The sequence below is a fragment of the Sphingomonas sp. PP-CC-3A-396 genome, assembly GCF_004343105.1.
GTDB lineage: Bacteria > Pseudomonadota > Alphaproteobacteria > Sphingomonadales > Sphingomonadaceae > Sphingomonas.
In genome coordinates, this window is sequence record NZ_SLYF01000009.1 from 128,052 (window position 1) to 151,416 (window position 23,365).

Genomic DNA, 23,365 nt, shown 5'->3' on the forward strand with positions numbered 1-23,365 from the left:
AACGCTCCTCAGGCCCTGGAATGCATCCAGCAATGTTCAAGCATGCCCGGCGGGAAACACTCCCGAAGAACAGGCCGCGCCTATATGCGAGGACGCGGCTCGGGTCAACGGGGCGGAATCGCGAATGGCGATGTAAGCCCGCGAGTTAACCGAGCGGAAACCGTCGACGACATATCCGGCCCCAATGCCTCTGTCCCGAACTGCGTGGCAACTACCCCCGGTTGCAGTGACGCTCTCCGCCACGGTGCTGGCACATGCAGCGCTTTGGCCCTTTCGCGCCGAAGACGTGGATACCTTCCTCGTCCCGTGGCTCGATCATATCCGCGCGGCAGGGCTGATCGGAGCGTTCGCGACCCCATTCAGCAATTACACTCCGCCATATCTGTACCTGCTAGCACTCATCACGCCGCTTGGTGCCGTGCTGACAGACCTCACGTTGCTCAAGCTCCTCTCGGTGCTGGGCACGATCGCACTTTCAGGTGCCATGTGGCGCTTACTCACCGCGCTCGATGCGCCCTCGCCAAAACGCGCCGCAGCCTTGGCCTTGATGCTGCCATCGACCCTGCTCAACGCACCCTTGCTCGCACAGTGTGATGCGATGTGGGCAGCTGCCTGTGTCATGGCGCTGGCGATGGCCGTTGAGCACCGCCATGCGTCTATGCTCGCTTGGTTTGGTCTGGCGATCGCATTCAAATTGCAGGCGGCATTCTTCGGGCCGTTCGTCGTTGCGCTGCTCTTGAACCGGCGGGTTGGCTTCCGTCTATGGCTGATCGCCCCCGCCACCGCGTTTATAGCATTGCTACCTGCCTGGGCAGCCGGCTGGCCGATCGTCGACCTGCTGACGATCTACGTTCGCCAAACCAGCCATTTCAACCTACTGTCGCTGAACGCACCAAATCCTTGGATCATCATTCAGGCCCTGCCCGGCATTCAGGACCTGCCCATGCACGCGCTAGGCATGGCGATCGCGATCGCCGGAAGCGTCGTGTACATCGCCTGGCTAGCTTCACGGCGGGTCGCGCCGATGCCCATCCTGCCCGCCGCGCTGTTAGCCCCGTTGCTTGTGGTCAGCACGTTGCCACGCATGCACGAGCGCTACTTTTTCCTAGCCGACATCCTCGCCTTTGCCCTTGCGATGACAATGCGAAGCCGGGCGAGTTGGTCGATCGCCATTCTCTGTCAGGCAGGCTCGACACTCGCCATTCTTGGCTATGTGGCCGACACCCAGGCGCTTTCGATGCTCGGCGCCGTCGCTATGATCGTTGCAACCTACCGCGTCACGAAGCTCGTTACCCGGCCAGTAGATGGCGGGTCCGCAGAAACGCATGCGACGATTGGCTGCGGAACCGCCACCCGCTCCGTACCGACTAGCGGCAAGCCCCTGAGCGTTAACGCCTGATCGGCGGCGTTGCGATAGCCGCCAGCAGCGCCTTCTCAAATCGCGCCGGATCCTCGACCTGTGGCGAGTGGCCCAGCCCTTCTAGCATCACCAGGTTCGCATTCGGCATCTGCTTGACCGCACGTGGCGCCACCATCGGGATCGGTTCAAGAAACTTGCGCAAGTTCGTCGGGGCCTGCGCGCGGCCGAAAGCCGTCTTGTCGAGCGTGCCGACGATCAACGTCGTGGGAGGCGTGATCCGGTAAAGTTCGTGTGCGACCGGTTGCGTCTTGATCATCTCGCTGGTTTTCGCCTGCGCGAGCGCAACGGTGTCGCGCCCTGTGCCCTGGTACATGCCCGCCTGCATCCAGACCCAGCGATCATAAGACGGCTTCCATACGCCGTGGTAATAGTTCTCGAGCTGGTACGCCTTGATCGACGCATAGCTCGTCTTCTTCTCGTTCGCCCAGAGCGTGTCGACGTCGGTATAGGGCACCCCCTCCTCGCCGCGATCCTTCAGGCCGAGCGGATTGACGAGGACCAGCTTCTCGACCGAGGCCGGATAGAGGATCGCGTACCGCATCGCGAGCATACCGCCCATCGAATGCCCGACGATCGTCGCCCGCGTGATGCCGCGCGATTCGAGGAGCCGCCTGGTGAACGTCGCCAGCATCTCGAAGCTATACTGTGCCGCGCGGGGCTTGGACGATTTGCAGAAGCCGATCTGGTCGGGAACGATCACGCGGTAACCGACCTCGCTCAGCGCCCGCGCGGTGCTGCCCCAGGTCGCGCCGCAGAAATTCTTGCCGTGGAGGAGGACGACGGTGCGGCCATTGGGACGCTGCGGCGCGATATCCATGAACGCCATCTGTGCGGGCGCACCGACGATATCGACCTCCATCGTCTGGACCGGCCAGGGATAGGTGAAGCGTTCGAGCTGCGGCCCGAGGTCGGGCACCTGCGGCACCGGCACCGGCACCGGCACCGGCACCGCCCCCATCAGCAGCGCCGCGACCGGCAGCGCCAGCATCCCCAAACTTGCTCGCATAAGATTACGCTTTCCTACATCCCACGATACGGCGTACGGTTAACGGGCAAACACGACCGCGCGCAACGCATCATCCTTAATGGTGACGAATTGCATGCGAGGCGCTTGCCCTGCGCGAAAACGCTGGGTAAGGGGCGCGTCCGTGTAGGAGTGTAGCTCAGTTGGTTAGAGCGTCGGTCTCCAAAACCGAAGGCCCTCGGTTCGAATCCGAGCACTCCTGCCACCCCCTTTAAATTTCGATTTCGAACGGCACCGTTTCCCGCGGTGCCTTCGCACGCCCATCGCGATTGCAGAAAATGCATTTCATAATGCAATTTTCGCAATTGCTCTATGATGTGCTGCGATGCACAACGATCAGGCCTTTCAGGCATCCTCTCCTAAAAACTTTCATGGCCGGTCTCGTACCGGCCTTTTTTTTCGTCCGCGGTGCGCGTACACCGTTCGTGCCGTCGTCAAGCCGAACGATGAAAAGAAACCGTGGGAGCGGAGCCGCCGGTGAAACCGGCACCGGCAAGACGATCGTGCGGGGGATCGAGTGACCCAAGCGCTCTCCCCCGCCACTTCTCTGGCCATGCGCCACGTCTGCGCCCACGCGCCACCTCTTCCCCCCACGCGCCACGCCTCCGGCCATGCGACCGCTCTTCTAGAACGTCGCCCCGCCCCTCTCCGGCCGCGCACTTGCTTTCACCCGTGACGGCAGCTATCTGCCGCGCTTCCGACAGCGAGGACGGACCTGCCGCCGCGGCCCTTCACAGGGAGCGGCTAGTGGGTCTATGCCTCGCATCTCAGTTTCTCAATCAGCGGGTTCGAAGAACATCGTGGCGAAGACGTCCCCCCTCGAATTCATCCAGCAGGTCCGCAACGAGACCGCGAAGGTCACGTGGCCGACGCGTCGCGAGACGGTCATGACCGGCGTGATGGTGGTGATCATGACGACGATCCTCGCGCTGTTCTTCCTGGGCGTCGACTCGATCCTGCAAGCGATCGTCTCCGCCCTCCTCAAACTCGCTCAGTAAGCAAGGTTCCGTCATGGCGCGCTGGTACATCATTCACGCCTATTCGGGCTTCGAGGGCAAGGTCCGCGACTCGATCATGGCCGAGGCGACCCGGATGGGTCTCGAACAGCTCGTCGAGCAGATCGAAGTCCCGACCGAAACTACGACGGAAGCTCGTCGCGGCAAGAAGATCGCGGTCGAGCGCAAGTTCATGCCGGGCTATGTGCTCGCCAAGCTGAACATGAACGACGACGTGTATCACCTGGTGAAGAACACGCCGAAGGTCACCGGCTTCCTCGGCAGCATGGGCAAGCCGCAGGCGATCAGCGAGGCGGAAGCCACGCGGATGCTGAACAGCAAGGAAGAAGCCGCCGCTGCGCCCAAGCAGAAGGTCAAGGTCGACTACGAGATCGGCGACCAGGTCAAGGTCCTCGACGGTCCGTTCGCGACCTTCAACGGGCTTGTGGAAGAACTCGACTTCGACCGCAGCCGCGTCAAGGTTTCGGTGTCGATCTTCGGGCGTGCGACCCCGGTCGAGCTCGAGTTCGAGCAGGTCGAGCGCAGCAAGTAAGGCCAAGCCACACGCGATTAGCCAATGGGCTAATCGCGAGACGGCCCCAGCCCGGCCGACGACGCGGGATTTACTCCCGCGTCGCGCCTCGGCGAAAGCCAAGCTCTACAATTTATATCGCGCCCGCGTGTCGTCCTGATTAGAATCAGCGCTGCGGTGCTGTCGCAATGCTGGACAGGTCGGTGGTCGTGTCGATCGGCAGGCCCGCGTCTTTTCGTTCCGAATACCGGTCGACGAGCTGAGCGGTGTGAGGCCGCAGTAGAACGGTAAAGCGCACCAGCTCCTCAATCACATCCACAATCCGGTCGTAGTAGCTGGACGGTTTCATCCGGCCGGCGTCGTCAAACTCGTTGAATGCCTTGGCGACTGACGACTGGTTCGGGATCGTGACCATCCGCATCCAACGGCCGAGAACGCGGAGCGTGTTGACGCTGTTGAAGGACTGCGATCCGGCCGATACCTGCATGACAGCGAGAGTCCGGCCCTGCGTCGGTCGCATTCCGCCCATCGACAGGGGCAGGTGATCGACTTGGAGCTTCATGATGCCGGTTATCTGGCCGTGCCGCTCGGGGCTGCACCATACATGCCCCTCAGACCACATCGACAGTTCGCGCAGCTCGTGGACAGCCGGGTGATCGTCCCCAGTCACTTGATCGGGGAGCGGCAGCGTGGCGGGATCGAAAATGCGCGTCTCGCAGCCGAAGAATTGCAACAGGCGGGCGGCTTCCTCGACACACAGGCGCGAAAAGGATCGCTCCCGAAGTGATCCGTAAAGCAGCAGGATGCGCGGGGGAGGATCATCGGCCCCCAACCCGAGGGCGGGACGGTCGAGCGCATAGCGGCGATCGAGCGCGGGCAGGTGGTCAGGATCGGAGAGCGTGCGAAGCGGCATTACAGACTGAGCCTTATGGCGAGGGCGGCGAGGGTCACCAGCAGCACCGGAATCGTCAGCGTCGCGCCGACCTTGAAGTAATAGCCCCAGCCGATGCGGATGCCCTTTTGCCCGAGGACGTGCAGCCACAGCAGCGTGGCGAGCGAGCCGATCGGCGTGATCTTCGGCCCGAGGTCACAACCGATCACGTTGGCGTAGATCATCGCGTCCTTGATCGCGCCCGTGGCGTGCGTCGCGTCGATCGACAGGGCGCCCACCAAGACGGTCGGCATGTTGTTCATCACCGACGACAGCAGCGCGGCGATGATCCCGGTGCCGAACGCCGCGCCCCACACGCCGCCTTGCGCGGTGCGATCGAGCAGGCCGGCAAGGTGGTCGGTCAAGCCGGCATTTCGCAGGCCATAGACGACCAGGTACATGCCGAGCGAGAAGATCACGACCTGCCACGGCGCGCCCGCCAGCACCTTGCGGGTCTGGATAACGTGTCCGCGCGCGGCGATGATGAGCAGGAGGACCGCGCCGGTAGCGGCCACGGCGCTGACCGGCACGCCGATCGGTTCGAGCAGAAAGAAGCCGGCGAGCAGCAGGGCGAGAACGACCCAGCCCGCCTTGAACGTGGCATGATCGCGGATCGCATCACCGGGCGTGCGGAGCTGCGCCACATCGTAATTCGCCGGTATGTCACGGCGGAAGAATAGCAGCAACGCGATCAGCGTCGCGGCGATCGACGCCAGATCGACCGGCACCATCACCGAGGCATAATTGGCAAAGCCGATCCGGAAGAAGTCGGCCGACACGATGTTGACGAGGTTGGAGACGATCAGCGGCAGACTGGCGGTATCGGCAATGAATCCCGTAGCCATGACGAACGCCAGCGTCGCCTTGTCCTTGTATCCCAGCGCGCGCAGCATCGCGATGACGATCGGCGTCAGGATCAGCGCTGCGCCGTCATTGGCGAACAGCGCCGACACAGCCGCGCCGAGCAGCACGATCAGCACGAACAGCCGGCGACCATGCCCCCGGCCCCAGCGCGCGACATGGAGCGCCGCCCATTCGAAGAACCCGGCTTCATCAAGCAACAGGCTGACGATGATGATCGCGACGAACGTCGCGGTCGCGTTCCAGACGATACCCCACACCACAGGCACGTCGGAGACCGAGACGACCCCGGCGAGCAGCGCGATCGCCGCGCCGCCCACGGCGCTCCATCCGATGCCGAGGCCCTTGGGCTGCCAGATGACGAGCGCGATCGTGGCGACGAAGATGGCGAGCGCGAGCAGCATCAGGCGACGCGCTGACCCGAGGCGTCCACGACCTTTTCGCCGTCTTCCTTGGCAAACGCACCCTGTTGCGGCTCGGGCAGCAGATCGAGGACAGCTTCGGACGGTCGGCACAGCTTCACGCCGAGCGGCGAGACGACGAGCGGCCGGTTGATGAGGACCGGATGCGCCATCATTGCGTCCACCAGCGCGTCGTCGGACAGCGACGTGTCGCCCAAGCCTAGCTCCGAATAGGGCGTGCCCTTCTCACGCAGCAGATCGCGGGGCGTGATCCCGGCGCGATCGATCAGCTCGACCAGCAACGCGCGCGAGGGCGGCGTTTTCAGATATTCGACCACATGCGGCTCGATGCCGGCATTGCGGATCATCGCCAGCGTGTTGCGCGACGTGCCGCATTCGGGGTTGTGATAGATCACGATATCGACGGCCACGCTCTGGTAGGTCATCTGGGCGTCCTTTCAGCAGCAAGGGGTGAGTTCGGCCAGAAGCGGCGCGCACAGCTCGGGCGAACCGACGCAGCAATCCTTGACGAGAAACAGCGTCAGCGCGCGCAGCCCGTCCAGATCAGCGCGGTAGATGATCGACCGGCTATGCCGTTCGGAGCGCACGATGCCGGCGCGTGCGAGGATGCCGAGGTGCGCGGACATGGTGTTCTGTGGCACGTCGAGCTGACGGGAGATTTCGCCTGCCGCCATTCCGTCCGGCTCGTGGCGGACCAACAGGCGAAACACATCTAGCCGGGTACCTTGCGCCAGCGCGCCGAGCGCTATGATAGCTGATTCGTTATCCATATATCCAGCATAGACGATATTTCGATAGTGACGCTAGTTACTGCGTTCGGAGCAGCACTCAGGCGTTGCTTGTCCAGCGCAGCGGACACCCCCTTCACGACACAAACCGGCACCGCTATGCCCCCTTCCAATCCTTCAAACGCCACCCGCCAAACAGCGCGACGCTCGAATCATACGGCACCTTCGTCGGGTCGGCCTTGCTCCAGCCGGTGACCTGATCGAGCGCTGGCAGGCGTATCGGATTCGGGATCGGATACGGGTTGGTCAGCGTCGGTTCGCCGCGTTCGTTGCGGGCGGCTTCGGCGAGGTCGAAGGCTTCGCGGTCGCGGGCTTGGCGGGCTTCGTACATTGCCGACAGGCGGTAGCTGTGCGCTTCGCTCGATTCACCGCGGCGGCGTTTGATGTGGGGCGGTTCCTCCTGGAGGTGGACCGTCTTGGCGTGGAGGTGGAGGAGTTGCAGCGCCTGGTTCGCGGTCATCGGCGGGATCGGTGGGGGATCGTTGTGGCGCCATTCGTCATGGTCGTGCGCGCCGGGCAGCGATCCGGCGAGCAGCGCCGACTCGACCTGTTCGTAGCCGGCCTCCAGCGCGAGGCGCATCTCGCGGGCGAAGGCGGGACTGGCTTTGCGGCGGGCGTAGAAGGCGGAGTGGCTGAAGCCGGCGGCGGCGGCCGAGAGGCGGATGTTGGCGGTGGCGGAGAGCGCTGTGAGGAAGGCTTGCTCGGCGGCGTGGTCGAGGCGGTTGGCGGGCGGGCGGCGGAGTTGGAGGCGGCCGTTGGCGGTTCTTGTCGTGGTGGGGGTTTTGTTTAAGGCGGCGGTGTTTGGGGCACTCCCCTCCCCCGACCCCTCCCGCAGGCGGGAGGGGAGATTTAGGGCGGCGGAGGCGAACGCTAGGGCGGCGTCCCATTTTGCGGCGAAAGCGGGGTGGGCGGCGCGGCGCTTGGTGAAGGTGGAGCGGTTATAGCCGAGCGCGCGGGCGGCTTCGCGAGCGTTGCCGGTGCGGCGGAGCGCGGCGAGGAACGCGGCGTTCTGCGCGGCCTGGCGGCGGGTGAACTGGTCTGGGGTGGACGGGCGTGGCATCCCACGGGGGTCTGCCTCGAAATCCTACATTGCAAGCGCGTCAAAGCGTCGGGCGCCGAGTGGCTCGATAGCGGTTGGAGAATGGCGCGGGCGATGTAGGCCATCATTCGCAGGATTGGGCGAGGTGGCCATGGTTCGGGGAGAAGCCGGTGGTCGTGGGGTGTGGTGGTGCACTGTGCTGATGCTGGAGAACGGGCCTATGCCAGACGGTTGTGCGTAGCAGGCGGTGATCCAGACGCGCGACTGGCTGATGCATGTCACGTACCGCATGCCGGGTGCGCATCCGGCATGGGGTGATCGATCCGGTGCGGCTGCGGCGACGCTTTCGAATCCTCCCCCGCCTGGGGGAGGTGGCTGGCGATTGCCAGACGGCGGGGGCGGTCGGCGAAACCTTTGTTCCGTGCCCTCCCCCTCCGTCACCTTCGGTGCCACCTCCCCCTGGCGGGGGAGGGTCAAGGCCTGCGCTTAGAAGCCGACGCTGATCGTGCCGAACACCTGGCGGGGGGCGACCGGGAACTGGTTGAAGGTCCCGCTAGCCGCGCCGATGCTGAGCGTCGAGGCGGCGCGCTTGTTGGTGATGTTCGTTACGTTGAGGCTGACCGTCGCGGTCTTGACGATCTGCCCCTCCGACAGCGGCACGCGCGCGGCGATGCGGCCGGATAGCGTGAAGTAGGACCCTACCGACAAGTCATTGGTGTAGGTCGCGAACCGCTTGCCGATGTAGTCGCCGACCAGTTGCGCGTCGAAGATGCCGTAATTGGCTGAGGCGACGAACTTGTTGAGCCAGTCGGGGCTGCCCGGCACCTTCTTGCCCGCGGTGGCGACCGTCGTCGTGCCGCTGACGTAATTCTCCTCGTAGCGCGAATTGTTGTACGACAGCGCGTCGTAGAATGAGAAATGCGGGCCGAAGCGAAGCGTGCCGGCGATGTCGATGCCGTCGGTCTTCACCGCGCCGACGTTTTGGAGGATCGCCGCGCCGCTGACCACCGCGGTGACCACGGGTGTCGGGCTGATGCCGAGAAGGCGGTTGCTGAAGTCGACGTGATAGACGCTGACCTGGCCCTCGAACGCGGTGATCGGGCCGAGGTTCAGCGCGTGATGCGAGCGGATGCCGCCCTCGTAGGTCCAGCTGGTTTCGGGCTCGACATCCTGCTTGAACAGGTCGAACGCGGCCTGGCTGCCGAGTGCGAATGGGGACAGGCCTGCGGCGGCGCTGGTCTGGAACTGGCGAATGTTCTTCTGGACGTTGACGAACACCTGCTCGTTGTCGGTCGCGTCCCACAGCGCGCCGAGCTGCGGCAGGAAGTATTTGTGCGTGTCGATCTTGCCGACCGGCAGCGCGACCGAGCCGGTGAACGAGCCCGGGATCGGCTGCGTGGGCACTCGCTGCGATGCGTTCTGGAACGTGCTCTTGACGCCGCCCTGGATCGTCAGGCTCGGCAAGACCTTCCAGCTGTCCTGGATGTGCGCCTGATATTCGTCGACGCGGACTTCGCTGTGATATTGCGTGATCAGCGGGGTCAGATTGTCGCGCGGGCGCTGGTAGGGCGTGGTCGGATCGTTGACCGGGAACGGATACCAGCGGCGATAGGCGGACGAGCTCTGATGCTCGTACCAGGCGCCGAACTCGATATGATGCGCGCCGAGATCGATGCCGACGGTGGAGACGACGCCTCCGCGGGCGATGCGGTATTCGGTGGTGCGCGTCGCGAGCCCCGAGCCGCCGAAGACGGTCGTGAGGTTCTGGCCGGGGTAGTAGAACGAGAACAGCTTGGGCAGGCCGGCGACGTCGATCGGGCCGCCGATGATGCCGACGCCGTCATTGTGATGATAATAGGCCTGGTTCGAGAAGGTCACGCGGTCGCTGACGTTCCAGTCGTATTTGATGTAGCCGAGATAATCGGTGCGCGCCGCGACGCCGTAGTAATTGCGGTAGTTCGAGCCGTCGGCCTTGTACGCGCCCGAGTTCAGGTAGTTGAGCATGCCCTGGAAATTGGGGAACATGAACGGGCGGACGTACGGCGCGGTGCCTTGCGTCGCGGTGGTGATGACGGTCGAATCCTCGTTTGGCTCGGTCTTGTCCGAATAGGCCGCGTAGACCGTCAGCTTGCCGTTCGAATCGTCGTGGACGAACTTCGCGTTGGCCTGATAGCCGCCCTGGATACCGTCGAAGTCCCACGCCTTCGCCTTCTGGCGCGAGCCCGAGATGTAGAAGCTGTTGCCGTTGCCGAAGGTGCCGCTGTCGACGCGCGCGAACAGCCGCGAGGTCGAGTGACTGCCGAGCGTCTGGTCGACCTGGACGCCCATGTCCTTGCGCGGATCGCTCGAGAAGGTGTCGATCGTGCCGCCGAGGTTGCTGGTCGACGCGGTGCCGAGATCGCCCGCGCCACTGGCCAGCGTGACGCGCGAGACGTTCTCCGAAATGATCGCACGCTGCGGCGACAGGCCGTTGTAATTGCCGTAATTCTGGTCGCCGAGCGGCAGGCCGTCGAGCGTGTAGCCGAGCTGCTGCGCGTTGAAGCCGTGGACGAACAGCGAGATGTTCTGCTCGTTGTTGCCCCACGGATCGGCGGTCAGGAAGGTGACGCCGGGCAATGTCTGGAGCGCCTTTAGCGGGCTGACGCCGGGGAGGATCTTCTGCATGTCGACGCCGCTGATCTGCGCGACCGAGCGCGTGGCGGTGCCGGTGACGACGATCGTATCGTCCTGGCCGGCGGAGGTGGTCGCCTGATCGGGTTCCGGCGCCGGTGCGGGAACGGTTGAACCCGGCTCGGCGTCCTTGGCGACCAGCGACTGCGCATAGGCGGGCGATACACCGAGTACGGCAACGCCGACAGCGCCGCACAACAGCCGTGCGGCGGTACGAGAAAACATCGTCATTCTTGAAAACCCCTAGCGAGATCGATCGATCGTCACTCCCGAGGCGCCACCTATGGCCGCGTCGCGACAGTCGGGTGACGGTTTCGCTACAGATTTAATTTGGGAGACGGGTGTGGGGATCGGGTGTCACTCTGCCGGATCTGTTCACGCAAAGGCGCGAAGAGCAGAAGATTCGGGGTTCGCGCGGAGGCGCGGAGACGCGGAGGAGAAGTAAGGTAGGGCAGGTGTTGCCGCTTTGCGGGTTTTGGGGTATGCGCGCCGGCTTCCACCTTCACTGTTGGAATTGCGGGAGGTTGCCGAGAGGCAGCCGCCATCACCGCTAGGCTCACATAAAGAGAGTGACATGGCTAAAAAAATTACCGGATACATCAAGCTGCAGGTGCCTGCAGGCGAGGCAAAGCCCGCGCCGCCGATCGGGCCTGCGCTGGGTCAGCGCGGCGTGAACATCATGGAGTTCTGCAAGGCGTTCAACGCCGGCACGAGCGAACTGAAGAAGGGCATGCCGATCCCGACCGTCATCACGGTCTATGCGGATCGCTCGTTCTCGTTCGAGACCAAGACCCCGCCAGCCTCGTACCTGATCAAGGAGGCCGCTGGTCTCAAGTCGGGTTCGAAGGAGCCCGGCAAGGTCGTCGCCGGCAAGATCAAGCGCTCGCAGCTGAGCGAGATCGCCACGACGAAGATGAAGGACCTCAACGCCAACGATATCGACGCTGCGACGAAGATCATCGAAGGCAGCGCCCGCGCAATGGGCCTCGAAGTGGTGGAGGGCTGATATCATGGCTAAGCTGAGCAAGAAGCAGAAGGCCGTCACGGTCGACCTCGTCAAGCTGCACGGCATCGACGAGGCTATCGGTCTCGCACGGTCGGGTGCCACGTCGAAGTTCGACGAGACGATCGAAGTCGCGCTGAACCTGGGCGTCGATCCGCGTCACGCAGACCAGATGGTCCGCGGCGTCGTCACGCTGCCCAAGGGCACCGGCAAGACCGTCCGCGTCGGCGTGTTCGCCCGCGGCGCGAAGGCTGAGGAAGCCCTAGCAGCAGGCGCAGACGTGGTCGGCGCCGAAGACCTGATGGAAATCATCCAGGGTGGCACGATCGATTTCGATCGCTGCATCGCGACCCCGGACATGATGGGCATCGTCGGTCGCCTCGGTAAGGTTCTGGGTCCCAAGGGCCTGATGCCGAACCCGAAGCTCGGCACGGTGACGATGAACGTCGCAGCCGCGGTCCAGGCAGCCAAGGGCGGCCAGATCGAATACCGCGTCGAGAAGGCCGGCATCATCCACTCGGGCATCGGCAAGGCGTCGTTCCCGGCGGAAGACCTGCGCGCGAACTTCGACGCACTGGTCGACGCAGTGGTCAAGGCCAAGCCGACCGGCGCCAAGGGCAAGTACGTCCAGAAGGTCGCGATCTCGTCGACCATGGGTGCGGGCATCAAGGTCGACACGACCGAGGTTGCTGGCGCCTGAGCCGCACGTGGCTAGCGCAAGCTAGCCACGAGACGGCGAAAGCGCGGCCGGCGCGGGTAACCGCGACCGACGGGGACGGGATTTACTCCCGTCCTGCCGCTGAGAGTTGAGAAGGGCCGGGAGCGATCCCGGCCCTTTTTGCGTGTCCGCCCTATCCGTCAGGGGGCTGTAGCCGGAGGTGACGGAGGGGGAGGACACGCAACAGCGGATGTCGCCTTTCGCCCCCTCCGTCTGGCAAGCGCCAGCCACCTCCCCCTGGCGGGGGAGGATCGTGAGGTGGCGCAACGGTCAGGTTTGGGGCGAACGCCCCCTGCCCCTTACTCGGCCAGCGCGCGCTCGGCGTCGAGCGTGGTCGCGAACACCGAGACATACTGCGTCACGCGCGCCTCTTCCGCCTCGACCGCGTATGCCGCGGCCATGTCGGGCGCGACGATCCGGCCTTCGACGATGTCGACGAGCATGCGTGCGAGATCGAACGCGCTGCCGGGCTGGAAGGTGATGCCTACCTCGCCCGCGACCTTCTCCGCCATGCCGCCGATCGCGCTGCACAGGATCGGCCGGCCTGCGACCAGCGCCTCTTGGATGACGACGGGGGAGTTCTCCCACCAGATCGAGGGCACGACAATCCAGTCATACTGGCGCATCAACGCGACGACGTCGGTGTTGGCGTAGCGCCCCTTGTTGGTCACGACATCAGCGTTGGCGTCGAGCAACGCTGCAACGCTCGTCCGGAAATCATCGCCCTGGATATCGAGGTTAGCGCCGTGGATGCCGACCGCGATCGTTCCGCGCAACGCCGGCGGGATCTGCGAGACGGCCTCGAGCAGCACGTCGAGTCCCTTGTAGGGATTGATCTGCCCTAAGAAGCCGATCCGCGTCACGCCATCGTTCGATCGCCCACGATCCGCCGCCGCCCCTTGCGCGATCAGATCGGCCGACAGCGGATTGTCGATCACCGTGATCCGCGCGCGATCGAGGCCCCAGTCGACGAACCGGTCGGCGAGAAACGCGCTGGGCGAGGCGAACCGCGCGACGGGCGCCAGCCGCTGGAGGATCATCGCCTTGCGGAGATAGAATTCGCCGGCGCTGTGATGCGGGAAACAGGCCGAACATGCAGCGGGGGATTCGTCGCGACAGAGCCGGCCGTCGGTCTTGATCATCTGGCCGTCATTGTGACAGATCAGCAGGAACTCGTGCAGCGTCAGCACGACCGGGACGCGCGCGCGGGCGAGCAGTTCGACGACGTCGAGGCTCCAATACGCCAGGTGCTCGATATGGACGATGTCGGGTTGGAACCGCTCGAGCAGTTGTCCGACCATCGCCTCCAGCACGGTGAAATGCGTGCTCTCGAGCGAGAAATGCTCCTGGCCCGGCGGATCGGCGAGGATTTCGGTGGGGCTCGCGCCGAATGCGCCGAACGACGCATCGTGACCGATCGCGCTTCGCGGCGCGCGTGCGACCAGTACCGGCGCGATGTCATCGCGACCGAGCAGCCGCGCATAGAGGGCATGCGCTGCCTGCTCGCCGCCGCCGGTCGAGAAGGCCGGATGGCCATGCGCTAGGATCAGGACCCGCATAGTCACGCCGCCAGTTCCTGCTGCCAGCGCGTGTTGAAGCGGATGCAGTTGAGATAGGTGATCGCGCTGCGCAATGCCTCGCCGCCGCTGAGGACGAGCGATTGACGTTCGAGATGCCGCATCCCGCCGCTCCGGACCAGACCGATCGGGCGACCGCCTGCGACCGAGCGCATGCACAGATCGGCATCCTCGAAATCGCCGCGGACATAGCCCGGATCGAACCCGCCCAGCGTCTCGTACCAGTCGCGTGCGATCATCATCATCGCCCCGGTGACCGCTGGCACCGCGATCGTCACGGGCTTACCCGGATCGACGGGCACGGGAGGCAGTCCCTTGCCCGAATGCTCAGCGGCGAACAGGTCGTGGACATGGCGGCCCCTGCGCAGGACCATACCGTCATGTTGCAGCGTATCGTCCTCGTACAGCAGCCGAAACCCGACGATCCCGAACCGACCCTGATCCAGATCGGCGGCCGCCACCGTCAGCGCTTGCCCGTCCTCGATCCACACATCGGAGTTCTGGAACAGCAGTAGCGGCGCGCGTGAAACGCCAACTCCGATCGCGTTCGCGACCGAAAATCCGTAATTGCCGCCGTTGATCACCAGGGTCGTGGGCCGGTCGATCAGGCTGCGTCGATCCTGCAAATAGTTGCGGACGAACAGGTGCTGGCGCGGATCGTCGCTGACGTAGATGAACTCGGTGCCTGCGGGATACGCGGACTGGTTGGCGAGGATCGCGCGCAGCAGGAACGGCCGAGCGTATAGCGGGATGATGACCGACAGCCGTGGCGGCTCCGACACTTCGCACAGCCGTATCACCTCGTGCGTGACGGCATGGGCCGATCGCGCGGTCAGCAACGGTCCGGCATGGCGCAGCATCGTCGCCGGTGCGGGCAGCGCGGTGCCACCGAAATAGGTCGCAAAATTGTGCAGCGCGTTCTCGACGCTGTCCACCCGATCGTCGCGCAGCGCGAGCGCACCGAGCGGCGTTGCCGTGCCGCCGCGATCGGCCAGCACGAACAGCCGCCGCGTCGCACGATCGACCAAGGGCATCGTCGTCAGGAACCCGTGGTGTGTCGTCTCGACCACGCTCCCGCGGCGTTGCATCGCCTCGGCGACATCGGGCCTGTCGAAAATTGCCAGGTCGGCCGAGACCCGCACGGCATCGAGCGTATCGGTCAGGATCACGACCTGTCGGGCTCCCGCATTCTCGATCCAGCCACTGAGGATCAATCCGTTGCCGACCGGTGCCCAGCTATCCAGGAAGACCTGCGCGGTTTCGACCGCGGCACCGCCATTCACCCCCCATCGCACCGCGCGCGCGATCTCAGGCGCAAACAACCCATGGTCGACGATCAGATCGATCGGCCAGCGCTGGTCGGCCGCCACACCGTCCGGCCCCACCACCAGCTTCGCCACGGCGAACGGCTGGCTATGGACCGTGTTGCCGGCAGCGCCGAGCACCGTCAGCGTAAGGCGCGACTCGAACAGGTCCAGCCCGGCAAACGGCTCGATCGCGACGCCGATCACATAGCCGACGTCGATCGACTGATGGCCGTACATTGCGGCGACGTCGGCACGGTCGAACCTTACGCAGCATTCGACCGCCGCCTCGCCGACGCGACCGTCAGCCGTCTCCAGGCGGATCGCGACCGGATCGCCATCCGCCACCGTCCATCCGGCAAGAACGAGTTTTCCAGCGACCACGACGCCGGAATCGATGAACATACTCTCCACGGTCATAGGACGGATTGCCTCTTCGTGGTGCGGATGATGAGCGGGTCGGGCTCGCGATCGACGGCTGGTCACCCTGCGGCGCCCACCGATACCGAGGCCTTACTCTCCCCGCATGCCCGATCAGGCCGGTGAGACGGTTGCCGGAACGGGCAGCAACGTTGCCGTACCATAGCCGGGGCGGAAGGACGTGCAAGGGTGTGATCCTTACCGTATCGGGCAACGTGGATTGACTGCATCGGCAATGGTTGCCAAGGCAACTACATGGATTTTTATACGACAGATGCGTTCGGTCCGGATTGCTCGCTGGGCTTCCTCGCGCGGCGTATCAATCAAGGAGTGCAGGGTGCGCTCGAGCCGCTGTTCGCTGGCGCGGGACCGAGCGTGACGCAATGGTCGGCGATGGTGTCGATCTGGTTCGGTCGCGCGAACACTTGCGCGGATCTGGCGCGCGATCTGGCCCACGATCGGGGTGCGACAACCCGGCTGGTCGATACGCTGGAGCAGCAGGGTTGGGTCACCCGCACACGAGCGACCGACGATCGTCGCGTCGTGAATTTGATGCTCACCCCGGAAGGGACGGCCGTGACGCTGGACTGTCGCGATCGGGCGGTAGCCTATTGGAACCGCGTGTTGGTGGACTGGGATCGCAGCGAGGTCGAAACGATGATTGGACTGATGCAGAAACTGCGCGGGACGCTCGAGTCCGCGGCGATCGAGGACCGAGAAGCATGACCCGAACGAGGCTGTTGCTGGCCACCACGCTGGCAGGATCGCTGGCAGGATGTGCGATCCCGGAGTCGCAAACCGCGGTTACGCCGCTTGCCGGGCCGTCGCTTGGGCTGTCGGACGCAGCCGCGAACACCGCTGCACCGGTCATCGCCGCCGACTGGTGGCGCGGGTTCGGCGACCGCCAACTCGACCGGCTGGTGACCGATGCGGTAGCGGGCAATCCGTCGCTCGATGCCGCTCTCGCACGGGTCGCGCAGGCGCAGGCGGTGTTGTCGACCAACCGCGCGGAGAATGGCCCGAACGTGACGCTCGATGCGCAGGAACAATATGCGCGGCTGAGTGGGCGCTACACGATCCCGCCGCCCTATGCGGGGTCGACGCGGTTCGTCGGGACCGTCGCGGCGAACCTGTCGTGGAACCTCGATCTGTTCGGGCGGCAGAAGGCAGCGATCGTTGGCGCACGCGCGTCGGTAAGGGCGGCGGCGCTTGACGTCGCGGCGGCGCGGCTGGCGCTGTCGGGGGCGGTGGTGCAGACCTATATCGATCTCGAACGCGCCGAGGCACAGGCGGGGATCGCGACGCGGACGATCGCGACGCGCGAGAACACGCTGCGACTGGTCAACGTGCGGATCCGCAACAAGCTCGGCAGCAAGCTGGATGCGCAGGCGGCAACGACGTTGCTGGCGCAGGCGCGACAGGCCTTGGTGCGCGCGCAAGCGGCGCAGGTGCTGGCGAAGGACGCGCTGGCGGCGCTCGCCGGGCGCGGGGTGGACTATCCGGCGACGATCGGTGCGACCGCGTTGAAGCTCGATGCGGTGTTGCCGTTGCCGACGTCGGTGCCGGCCGATCTGCTCGCGCGGCGCGCGGATATCGCGGCGGCGCAGGCGCGGATCGAGGCAGCGGCGGCGGGGCGTCAAGTGGCACGGCGCGCCTTTTATCCGAACGTGAATCTGGCGGCGATGGCGGGGTTCCAGGCGATCGGGCTTGGCAATCTGGTGTCGCTCGATGCCGGGACGGTCGGCGTCGGGCCGGCGATCCACCTGCCGATCTTCGATAGCGGCCGGTTGAAGGCGGATCTGGCGGGGGCGACCGCGGCGCTCGATCTGGCGACCGCGGACTACAACGACCGCGTGATCGGCGCGGTGCGCGAGGCGGCGGATGCCGTGGCGCGGATCGGTGCGCTGGATGCCGACCGAAAGCGGCAACGCGAGGTGGTGCGCGGCTATGCCGAGACCGGGCGGTTGAATGCGATCCGCGTGTCGAGCGGGCTCGATAGCCGGCTCGATCTGGTCGACAACGACGTACGGTTGCTCGCAGCCGAGCAAGCCGATGCCGATCTTGCCGCAAATTCCGCGCAACAGCGCGTCCAGCTGGTGCTGGCGCTGGGTGGTGGTTTCGATTTTCAGGGTGTGACACGATGACCGATACGCAGACTTCCCCACCTGTCGCTGCGCCTGCGGGCAATCCGCAGGGTCGCAAGCGTGCGCTGACGATCCTCGGCGTGGTCGTGCTGATCGGCGCGATCGTGTGGGCGGTGTTCCATTTCCTGCTCGCCGCGCCCGAGCAGGAGACCGACGACGCGTATGTCGCGGGCGACGTCGTCTCGATCACCGCGCGCGATCCGGGACAGGTGACCGCGATCCATGCCGACAACACGCAGGTGGTGAAGGCGGGGCAGCCGTTGATCGATCTCGATGCGGCGACCGCGGATGTCGGTGTCGCCTCGGCCGAGGCGGAATTGGCGCGGGCGGTGCGGTCGACCCGGTCGGATTTTTCGAAGGTGAACGAGACCGGGGCCGCGGTCGTGCAGGCGGAAGCCGAGCTGGCGCGGGCGCGGAACGACCTCGCGCGGCGGCGTGGCGCGGCGGCCGAGGGCGCGATCTCGGGCGAGGAACTGAGCCATGCGGCGGATCAGGTGAAGGTCGCGGCGGCGACGCTGCAACTCGCGCGCAGCCAGCAGGCGCAGTCGCGCAGCGGTGTTGCCGGCACCACCGTGTCGAACAACCCGGCGGTGATGGCGGCGATCGCGGCCTATCGCCGCGCGGCGATCACGCGGAGCCACATGCACGTGGTCGCGCCGATCGACGGCGTCGTGGCGCAGCGGACCGTGCAGCTCGGGCAGCAGGTGTCGGCGGGGATGCCGTTGATGGCGGTGGTGCCGCTCGACCGCGTGTGGGTCGATGCGAACTTCCGCGAGACGCAGTTGCGCGATCTGCGGATCGGGCAGCCGGCAACGGTGACCGCGGATATGTACGGCGACGATCTGGTCTATCATGGCCACGTGGTCGGGCTTGGCGCGGGCAGCGGCAATGCGTTCGCGCTGCTGCCGCCGCAGAATGCGAGCGGCAACTGGATCAAGATCACGCAGCGCGTGCCGGTCCGGATCGCGCTCGACAAGGGCGAGCTGCGGCGGAACCCGTTGCGAGTCGGGCTGTCGGTGAACACGATCGTCGACACCGCGGACAAGTCCGGCACGATGGTCGGGCGGCCGGCGGTAGCGGCATACAAGGGGCTCGCGACGGGCGCGGGCGATGCTGCGGTCGAGGCGAAGATCCGGCAGATCATTGCGGCGAACCGGTGATGCTTGGGTGTGGTCAGGGTGTGGCGTGCCGGGCTGAACTCGGTCTGCCCTTTCTTGTTCTCCCGCGAAGGCGGGAGCCCAGTCTGGGCTCCCGCCTTCGCGGGAGAACAAGAAGCGAGCGCTTTGCTGTGTTGGGGGTACCACCCCGGCGTTGCAAACCACCCCGGCGGAGGCCGGGGCCCAATTGGCAAAGTGGTCGTAACGGAGCACCGTCCTTCATCAGCAGCGTTCCCCAATTGGGCCCCGGCCTTCGCCGGGGTGGTGCCCGTGGTGGGATGCTTTGCTCTCCACGGAGCGCCAACTAATGGCCGCCGCCTCCACCACCGGCCCTGCCCCGCTTGTCGGCGGATCGCTCGCGCTGACCGCGTTCGCGCTCGCGCTCGGCACGTTCATGCAGGTGCTCGACACCACGATTGCCAACGTCTCGCTGCCGACCATTGCTGGCAACCTCGGCGTGTCCAGCGACAACTCGACCTGGATCGTGACCGCGTTTGCCGTCGCGAACGGCGTCGCGGTGCCGCTCACCGGATGGCTGATGGGCCGGTTCGGCGTGGTGCGGACGTTCTGCGTGTCCGTCGCGCTCTTCACGATCGCGTCGTTCCTGTGCGGGATCGCGTGGGACCTGCCCTCGCTGATCGGTTTCCGCGTCCTCCAAGGCGCCGTCTCCGGGCCGATGATCCCCGGCAGCCAGGCGCTGCTGATCGCGATCTTCCCCGCGCATAAACGCGGCACCGCGCTCGCGATCTGGTCGATGACGACGCTCGTCGCGCCGATCATGGGACCGATTCTGGGCGGCTACATCTCCGATAACTATCACTGGAGCTGGATCTTCCTCATCAACGTGCCGTTCGGCATTTTCACGGCATTCATCTGCTGGAACAAGCTCGGGAAACGCGACACGCCGACGCGAAAGCTGCCGATCGATCAGGTCGGGCTGATCCTGCTGGTGGTGTGGGTCGGTGCGCTCCAGATCGTGCTTGATCTCGGCAAGAACGACGACTGGTTCGCCGCCGACCGGATCGTCATCGCCACGATCGTCGCCGTGATCGGCTTCGTCGGCTGGCTGATCTGGGAGCTGACCGACGCCAATCCGGCGGTGAACCTGACGCTGTTCAAGAACCGCAATTTCGCGATCGGCACGACCGCGTTCTGCCTTGGCTATGCGGTGTTCTTCGCCAACACGCTGTTGCTGCCGCTCTGGTTGCAGACGCAGATGGGCTATACTGCGACCTGGGCCGGGCTGGTGGCCGCCCCCAGCGGTGCGGTCGCGGTGATCCTGACGCCGTTCGTCGCCAAGCTCGCGGGCAAGTTCGACGCGCGTATCCTCGCCAGCGTAGCGTTCGCGGCGTTCGGCTACTCCTATTATCTGCGCTCGGGCTACACGACCTATGCGAGCTTCTACGATCTGATGCTGCCGATGCTGGTGCAGGGGATCGCGATGAGCACGTTCTTCCTGTCGATGCTGACGATCTCGTTCGACCGCATCCCGGCCGAGCGGCTGCCATCGGCGACCGGCATCTCGAATTTCGTCCGTATCACCGCGGGCAGCTTCGCGGCGTCGCTGATCACCACCGCATGGGACCGCCGCGAGACGTTGCACCAGAGCCGGTTGTCGGAGGCGGTCGGCGCGGGCTCGCCGTATCAGCTGGCGCGCGAGGGGCTGGCGCGAATGGGGCTGACCGACGTGCAGTCCGCCGCCGTCGTCACGCGTCAGCTGGTCGGGCAGGCGTATCTGCTTGCGTCGACCGACCTGTTCCGACTGTCGTCGTGGCTATGCCTCGCGCTGATCGTGCTGGTCTGGTTCACCCGCCGCCCCGACCCGCCCAAGGGTCCGATCGCGGCGGATTGAGGCAACGGGCTGAGCCATCCCGTCCTACCGCAGTGTCAGCGTCAGCCGGACGCCGTTGCCCGCACGCAGCGTCAGGCGGCTGATCGGTTCGGGATCGTCGCCGGGGATCGTCGCGAGATCGAACGTGCGGACGATCCCCGCCAGCGTCAGCAACGCCTCCTGCTGCGCGAACCCTGCGCCGATGCACACCCGCGGCCCCTTGCCGAACGGGAGATACGCATGGCGACACGCGTCGGCCTGTGCGGGATCGTCGAAGCGATCGGGGTCGAAGCCGTGCGGCTCGGGGAAATTATCGCGGTTGCGCTGGACCAGCCACGGCGACACGACCAGCATCGCGCCGGGATCGAGATGCTTGTCGCGCATGTCGACCGGGCAGGTCACGCTGCGCACGAGGAAACTCAGCGGCGGATAGAGCCGCAGCGTCTCGCGGAAGACGTTGCGCGTCACGCTCAGGCCCTTCAGCGACTCGTAGGTGAGCGGCCCCTCCCCCGCCTCCGCGCGGATAGCATCCTGCAACGCCGGGTCGCGCGCGAGCAGGTACAGCGCCCAGGTGATCGCACTCGCCGCGGTCTCGTGCCCGGCGAGGAAGATCGTCGAAACCTGTTCCATCACCTCGTGCTCGGTGAACGCCGCGCCGGTCCGCGGATGGCGCGCATCGATCAGCGACTGGAGGATGTCCGCGCCGCGCTCGCCGCGCGCATGCGTTGCCGCGTACCGCTCGGCGACGATCCCCGCGAATACCGCGTGGATTCGTGCGGCGGCGCGGCGCGCGCGACCGAGATAGCCGAACCCCGGCAGGCGATAGAGCCGCAGCATCGAATGGCGCTGCGCTTGTTTCTGATAGTCCTGGAACGCCTCGAAGATTTCGCGCGCGCCGGCGGCATCGAGTGGCTGCGAGAACATCGTGCGGAAGATCACGTCGGCGGCAATGTGCGTCGCCAGCGGATCGATCGCCACCGGCTTCGCCAGGTCGAGGCCGCGCATCGTCGCGAGCAGATCGTCGACCGCGGCGGCCATCATCGGGAACACGCCCTTCAGCGCGGTATGGCTGAACGCGGGGTTCACCATCGCGCGCTGATCGCGCCAGTCCTGCCCGTTCGACGAGAACACCGAATTGCCGATCAGCGGATCGAGCAGGTCGTTAAGAAAGGCGTGCTTGGGAAATATTGCCGCATCGGTCTCGAGGATGCGGCGGACCAGCGGCAGCTCGTTGGCGATGTAGAACGACAGCGCGGGCAGATGCATCTCGCCCATCTTCATCGTGTAGCTCTTGTCGAACAGCACGTGGATCCACGAATTCCAGCCGCGCAGGAACCGTTTGAACAGCGAGGATCTGGTGGCGTGCGGCTGTGGATAGGGCGGCGTGAAGCGAACGCTCATGCGATCGTCCGGAACGCCACGACCGACGCCTCGATGCCGCGCGCGGATGCGGTGAGGCTGGGCAGATCGAGCGGGCTCACGCGGTCGCCGACGCGCAGATAGTCGAAATGGATCTCGTATTTGTTGCGCCAGCCCTTGTGATAGGTTTCAGGCTCGTAGAACCGGTGGAAGCGCGGGCTGAGCAACTCGATCCGCGGGCGCGGCGACGGGCCGACCAGCAGCAGCGGGTTCGCCCCGAAGAACGCCGCGCCATCGGGCGGCGAACCGATGTCGATCCAGCGGAAATCCTGGCGCGACAGATACCGAAGCCGCGCGTGAAACCGCACCGCGTCGCGGCGGCAGGCGACCAGCGGGATGCAGTGGCCATAGGTGACGAGCACGAAGTTCGCCGGCAGAATGCCGTCATAGCGCTTGAGCAGCCGCGCCATCAGCGGCATCGCCAGGATCGAGCCGTTGCTGTGGCTGACCAGCAACACCTCGTCATGATCGCCGTGCAGGTCCTTCGCGATCTCGTCGGCGAACGCGTCGAGCCGCGCCTGAAGCGCTGGACTGCCCTCGCCGTCGCCGAACTCGCCGTTGAACACGGCGAACCTCAGCAGCCACGGCGCGCGGATTGCGTTAAGCAGCGGGATCGCGCCCGCGCCGCCGATGACGAGGCCAAGGCCGAGCGCGAGCCACCATGGCAGCCAGAGCAGCGCGATCAGGAACACCGGCAGCGCGAGTAGCAAGGGCAGCAGGATGCTGAGGATCGGCGGATAGAGCATCGTCACCAGCGGGCCGGTGGCGAGCTTCCTGACGGTGGCGAAATCGAACAGGCGGAGATACCCGGCATAGACACGGGCGGCGCGCAGGGCGAGTTGGACCGGATTGCGGATCCACGCCTGCTGGACGATGTCCTCCCAGCGCAGGAAGCTATAGTCGGTGGTCGCGTCGGCGGTATCGTTGCGGATCGTCCAGTCGCTGCGGATCGCCGAGGCCTTGCGGCGGCTAGACATGGTCACGGCCTCACCGGTCTTGTCGGCATAGCGACCAAGCTGTTCCTTGGCGAGATTGTAATAAAAACGCACGCCGCGGGGATCGAAGCCGCCGACGTAAAAGACTTTGCGCTTGAATATCGTCACGATCGCC

20 protein-coding genes and 1 tRNA gene are annotated in these 23,365 nt (G+C 65.5%); 10 read left to right on the forward strand and 11 right to left on the reverse strand.

Annotation, left to right across the window (positions count from 1 at the left end; all coding sequences use genetic code 11):
- Positions 1-226: 226 nt before the first annotated feature.
- Positions 227-1,399, forward strand: a complete 1,173-nt coding sequence (locus tag C8J40_RS17355) for a hypothetical protein (protein ID WP_132898065.1) — start codon at positions 227-229, stop codon at positions 1,397-1,399.
- On the opposite strand, the gene C8J40_RS17360 is transcribed toward C8J40_RS17355, so the two are convergent.
- Positions 1,389-2,426 carry an alpha/beta hydrolase gene (locus C8J40_RS17360; RefSeq protein WP_207901261.1) on the reverse strand — a complete coding sequence of 346 codons (1,038 nt, stop codon included), beginning with the start codon at positions 2,424-2,426 and terminating at the stop codon, positions 1,389-1,391. The genes C8J40_RS17355 and C8J40_RS17360 overlap by 11 nt on opposite strands.
- A gap of 146 nt (positions 2,427-2,572) precedes the next feature.
- Between C8J40_RS17360 and C8J40_RS17365 the strand changes: the two genes are divergently transcribed.
- The 3 genes from C8J40_RS17365 to nusG all read left to right on the forward strand — a co-directional run bounded on the left by C8J40_RS17365 (position 2,573) and on the right by nusG (position 3,992).
- Positions 2,573-2,649: transfer RNA gene (locus C8J40_RS17365), tRNA-Trp, on the forward strand.
- A gap of 595 nt (positions 2,650-3,244) precedes the next feature.
- Complete coding sequence (gene secE, locus C8J40_RS17370; RefSeq protein ID WP_056047594.1) at positions 3,245-3,442, forward strand: preprotein translocase subunit SecE; 198 nt, start codon at positions 3,245-3,247, stop codon at positions 3,440-3,442.
- 13 nt (positions 3,443-3,455) lie between these two features.
- Positions 3,456-3,992, forward strand: a complete 537-nt coding sequence (gene nusG / locus C8J40_RS17375) for a transcription termination/antitermination protein NusG (protein ID WP_055872668.1) — start codon at positions 3,456-3,458, stop codon at positions 3,990-3,992.
- Between the two features lie 145 nt (positions 3,993-4,137).
- On the opposite strand, the gene arsH is transcribed toward nusG, so the two are convergent.
- From arsH to C8J40_RS17405, 6 genes are all read right to left on the reverse strand, one after another.
- On the reverse strand, positions 4,138-4,884 hold the full coding sequence (gene arsH, locus C8J40_RS17380; protein ID WP_132898066.1) for an arsenical resistance protein ArsH: 747 nt from the start codon (positions 4,882-4,884) through the stop codon (positions 4,138-4,140).
- Complete coding sequence (locus C8J40_RS17385) at positions 4,884-6,167, reverse strand: arsenic transporter (protein ID WP_132898067.1); 1,284 nt, start codon at positions 6,165-6,167, stop codon at positions 4,884-4,886. The genes arsH and C8J40_RS17385 overlap by 1 nt, the downstream gene beginning before the upstream one ends.
- The gene (gene arsC, locus C8J40_RS17390; RefSeq protein ID WP_132898068.1) at positions 6,167-6,610 is read right to left on the reverse strand and encodes an arsenate reductase (glutaredoxin); all 444 of its coding nucleotides are present in this window, start codon (positions 6,608-6,610) and stop codon (positions 6,167-6,169) included. Before arsC ends, C8J40_RS17385 begins: the two co-directional genes overlap by 1 nt.
- Before the next feature lie 12 nt (positions 6,611-6,622).
- Positions 6,623-6,955, reverse strand: coding sequence for a metalloregulator ArsR/SmtB family transcription factor (locus tag C8J40_RS17395; RefSeq protein WP_132898069.1), 333 nt, complete (start codon positions 6,953-6,955; stop codon positions 6,623-6,625).
- A 115-nt stretch (positions 6,956-7,070) separates the two neighbouring features.
- The gene (locus tag C8J40_RS17400) at positions 7,071-8,033 is read right to left on the reverse strand and encodes a hypothetical protein (protein WP_132898070.1); all 963 of its coding nucleotides are present in this window, start codon (positions 8,031-8,033) and stop codon (positions 7,071-7,073) included.
- 465 nt (positions 8,034-8,498) lie between these two features.
- A complete protein-coding gene (locus C8J40_RS17405; protein ID WP_243693471.1) occupies positions 8,499-10,913 on the reverse strand; it encodes a TonB-dependent receptor in 2,415 nt (804 codons plus the stop codon).
- Positions 10,914-11,256: 343 nt separating this feature from the next.
- Between C8J40_RS17405 and rplK the strand changes: the two genes are divergently transcribed.
- Positions 11,257-11,688 (forward strand): 50S ribosomal protein L11, encoded by a 432-nt coding sequence (gene rplK, locus C8J40_RS17410; protein WP_031392847.1) that lies wholly within the window; start codon positions 11,257-11,259, stop codon positions 11,686-11,688.
- A 4-nt stretch (positions 11,689-11,692) separates the two neighbouring features.
- The gene (gene rplA, locus C8J40_RS17415; protein WP_056047582.1) at positions 11,693-12,385 is read left to right on the forward strand and encodes a 50S ribosomal protein L1; all 693 of its coding nucleotides are present in this window, start codon (positions 11,693-11,695) and stop codon (positions 12,383-12,385) included.
- Between the two features lie 317 nt (positions 12,386-12,702).
- Here the strand turns inward: rplA and C8J40_RS17420 are convergent, their stop codons facing one another.
- Both C8J40_RS17420 and C8J40_RS17425 read right to left on the reverse strand, forming a co-directional pair.
- Entirely contained in the window at positions 12,703-13,962 is a 1,260-nt protein-coding gene (locus C8J40_RS17420; RefSeq protein WP_243693478.1) for a glycosyltransferase, read from the reverse strand.
- A 2-nt stretch (positions 13,963-13,964) separates the two neighbouring features.
- Positions 13,965-15,689, reverse strand: a complete 1,725-nt coding sequence (locus C8J40_RS17425; RefSeq protein ID WP_132898072.1) for a glycosyltransferase — start codon at positions 15,687-15,689, stop codon at positions 13,965-13,967.
- A 270-nt stretch (positions 15,690-15,959) separates the two neighbouring features.
- On the opposite strand from C8J40_RS17425, the gene C8J40_RS17430 reads away from it, so the two are divergent.
- The 4 genes from C8J40_RS17430 to C8J40_RS17445 all read left to right on the forward strand — a co-directional run bounded on the left by C8J40_RS17430 (position 15,960) and on the right by C8J40_RS17445 (position 20,857).
- Positions 15,960-16,430, forward strand: coding sequence for a MarR family transcriptional regulator (locus tag C8J40_RS17430; protein ID WP_132898073.1), 471 nt, complete (start codon positions 15,960-15,962; stop codon positions 16,428-16,430).
- Entirely contained in the window at positions 16,427-17,848 is a 1,422-nt protein-coding gene (locus tag C8J40_RS17435) for an efflux transporter outer membrane subunit (protein WP_132898074.1), read from the forward strand. The genes C8J40_RS17430 and C8J40_RS17435 overlap by 4 nt, the downstream gene beginning before the upstream one ends.
- On the forward strand, positions 17,845-19,008 hold the full coding sequence (locus tag C8J40_RS17440) for an efflux RND transporter periplasmic adaptor subunit (RefSeq protein WP_132898075.1): 1,164 nt from the start codon (positions 17,845-17,847) through the stop codon (positions 19,006-19,008). The genes C8J40_RS17435 and C8J40_RS17440 overlap by 4 nt, the downstream gene beginning before the upstream one ends.
- 304 nt (positions 19,009-19,312) lie before the next feature.
- Positions 19,313-20,857 carry a DHA2 family efflux MFS transporter permease subunit gene (locus C8J40_RS17445; protein ID WP_132898076.1) on the forward strand — a complete coding sequence of 515 codons (1,545 nt, stop codon included), beginning with the start codon at positions 19,313-19,315 and terminating at the stop codon, positions 20,855-20,857.
- Positions 20,858-20,881: 24 nt separating this feature from the next.
- Here the strand turns inward: C8J40_RS17445 and C8J40_RS17450 are convergent, their stop codons facing one another.
- Together C8J40_RS17450 and C8J40_RS17455 are read right to left on the reverse strand one after the other, a co-directional pair.
- Positions 20,882-22,237, reverse strand: a complete 1,356-nt coding sequence (locus C8J40_RS17450) for a cytochrome P450 (RefSeq protein WP_132898077.1) — start codon at positions 22,235-22,237, stop codon at positions 20,882-20,884.
- The gene (locus C8J40_RS17455; protein ID WP_132898078.1) at positions 22,234-23,358 is read right to left on the reverse strand and encodes a histidine phosphatase family protein; all 1,125 of its coding nucleotides are present in this window, start codon (positions 23,356-23,358) and stop codon (positions 22,234-22,236) included. Before C8J40_RS17455 ends, C8J40_RS17450 begins: the two co-directional genes overlap by 4 nt.
- Positions 23,359-23,365 lie beyond the last annotated feature (7 nt).

Excerpts from the sequence above, each read along its gene's own strand:
- arsH (WP_132898066.1), bottom strand. The coding sequence starts at position 4,884 with ATGCCGCTTCGCACGCTCTCCGATCCTGACCACCTGCCCGCGCTCGAT.
- C8J40_RS17405 (WP_243693471.1), bottom strand. The coding sequence starts at position 10,913 with ATGACGATGTTTTCTCGTACCGCCGCACGGCTGTTGTGCGGCGCTGTC.
- C8J40_RS17445 (WP_132898076.1), top strand. The coding sequence starts at position 19,313 with ATGGCCGCCGCCTCCACCACCGGCCCTGCCCCGCTTGTCGGCGGATCG.
- C8J40_RS17420 (WP_243693478.1), bottom strand. The coding sequence starts at position 13,962 with ATGCGGGTCCTGATCCTAGCGCATGGCCATCCGGCCTTCTCGACCGGC.
- C8J40_RS17450 (WP_132898077.1), bottom strand. The coding sequence starts at position 22,237 with ATGAGCGTTCGCTTCACGCCGCCCTATCCACAGCCGCACGCCACCAGA.
- C8J40_RS17425 (WP_132898072.1), bottom strand. The coding sequence starts at position 15,689 with ATGTTCATCGATTCCGGCGTCGTGGTCGCTGGAAAACTCGTTCTTGCC.
- C8J40_RS17400 (WP_132898070.1), bottom strand. The coding sequence starts at position 8,033 with ATGCCACGCCCGTCCACCCCAGACCAGTTCACCCGCCGCCAGGCCGCG.
- C8J40_RS17430 (WP_132898073.1), top strand. The coding sequence starts at position 15,960 with ATGGATTTTTATACGACAGATGCGTTCGGTCCGGATTGCTCGCTGGGC.
- nusG (WP_055872668.1), top strand. The coding sequence starts at position 3,456 with ATGGCGCGCTGGTACATCATTCACGCCTATTCGGGCTTCGAGGGCAAG.
- arsC (WP_132898068.1), bottom strand. The coding sequence starts at position 6,610 with ATGACCTACCAGAGCGTGGCCGTCGATATCGTGATCTATCACAACCCC.
- C8J40_RS17395 (WP_132898069.1), bottom strand. The coding sequence starts at position 6,955 with ATGGATAACGAATCAGCTATCATAGCGCTCGGCGCGCTGGCGCAAGGT.
- C8J40_RS17385 (WP_132898067.1), bottom strand. The coding sequence starts at position 6,167 with ATGCTGCTCGCGCTCGCCATCTTCGTCGCCACGATCGCGCTCGTCATC.
- C8J40_RS17360 (WP_207901261.1), bottom strand. The coding sequence starts at position 2,426 with ATGCGAGCAAGTTTGGGGATGCTGGCGCTGCCGGTCGCGGCGCTGCTG.
- C8J40_RS17440 (WP_132898075.1), top strand. The coding sequence starts at position 17,845 with ATGACCGATACGCAGACTTCCCCACCTGTCGCTGCGCCTGCGGGCAAT.
- rplK (WP_031392847.1), top strand. The coding sequence starts at position 11,257 with ATGGCTAAAAAAATTACCGGATACATCAAGCTGCAGGTGCCTGCAGGC.
- rplA (WP_056047582.1), top strand. The coding sequence starts at position 11,693 with ATGGCTAAGCTGAGCAAGAAGCAGAAGGCCGTCACGGTCGACCTCGTC.
- C8J40_RS17435 (WP_132898074.1), top strand. The coding sequence starts at position 16,427 with ATGACCCGAACGAGGCTGTTGCTGGCCACCACGCTGGCAGGATCGCTG.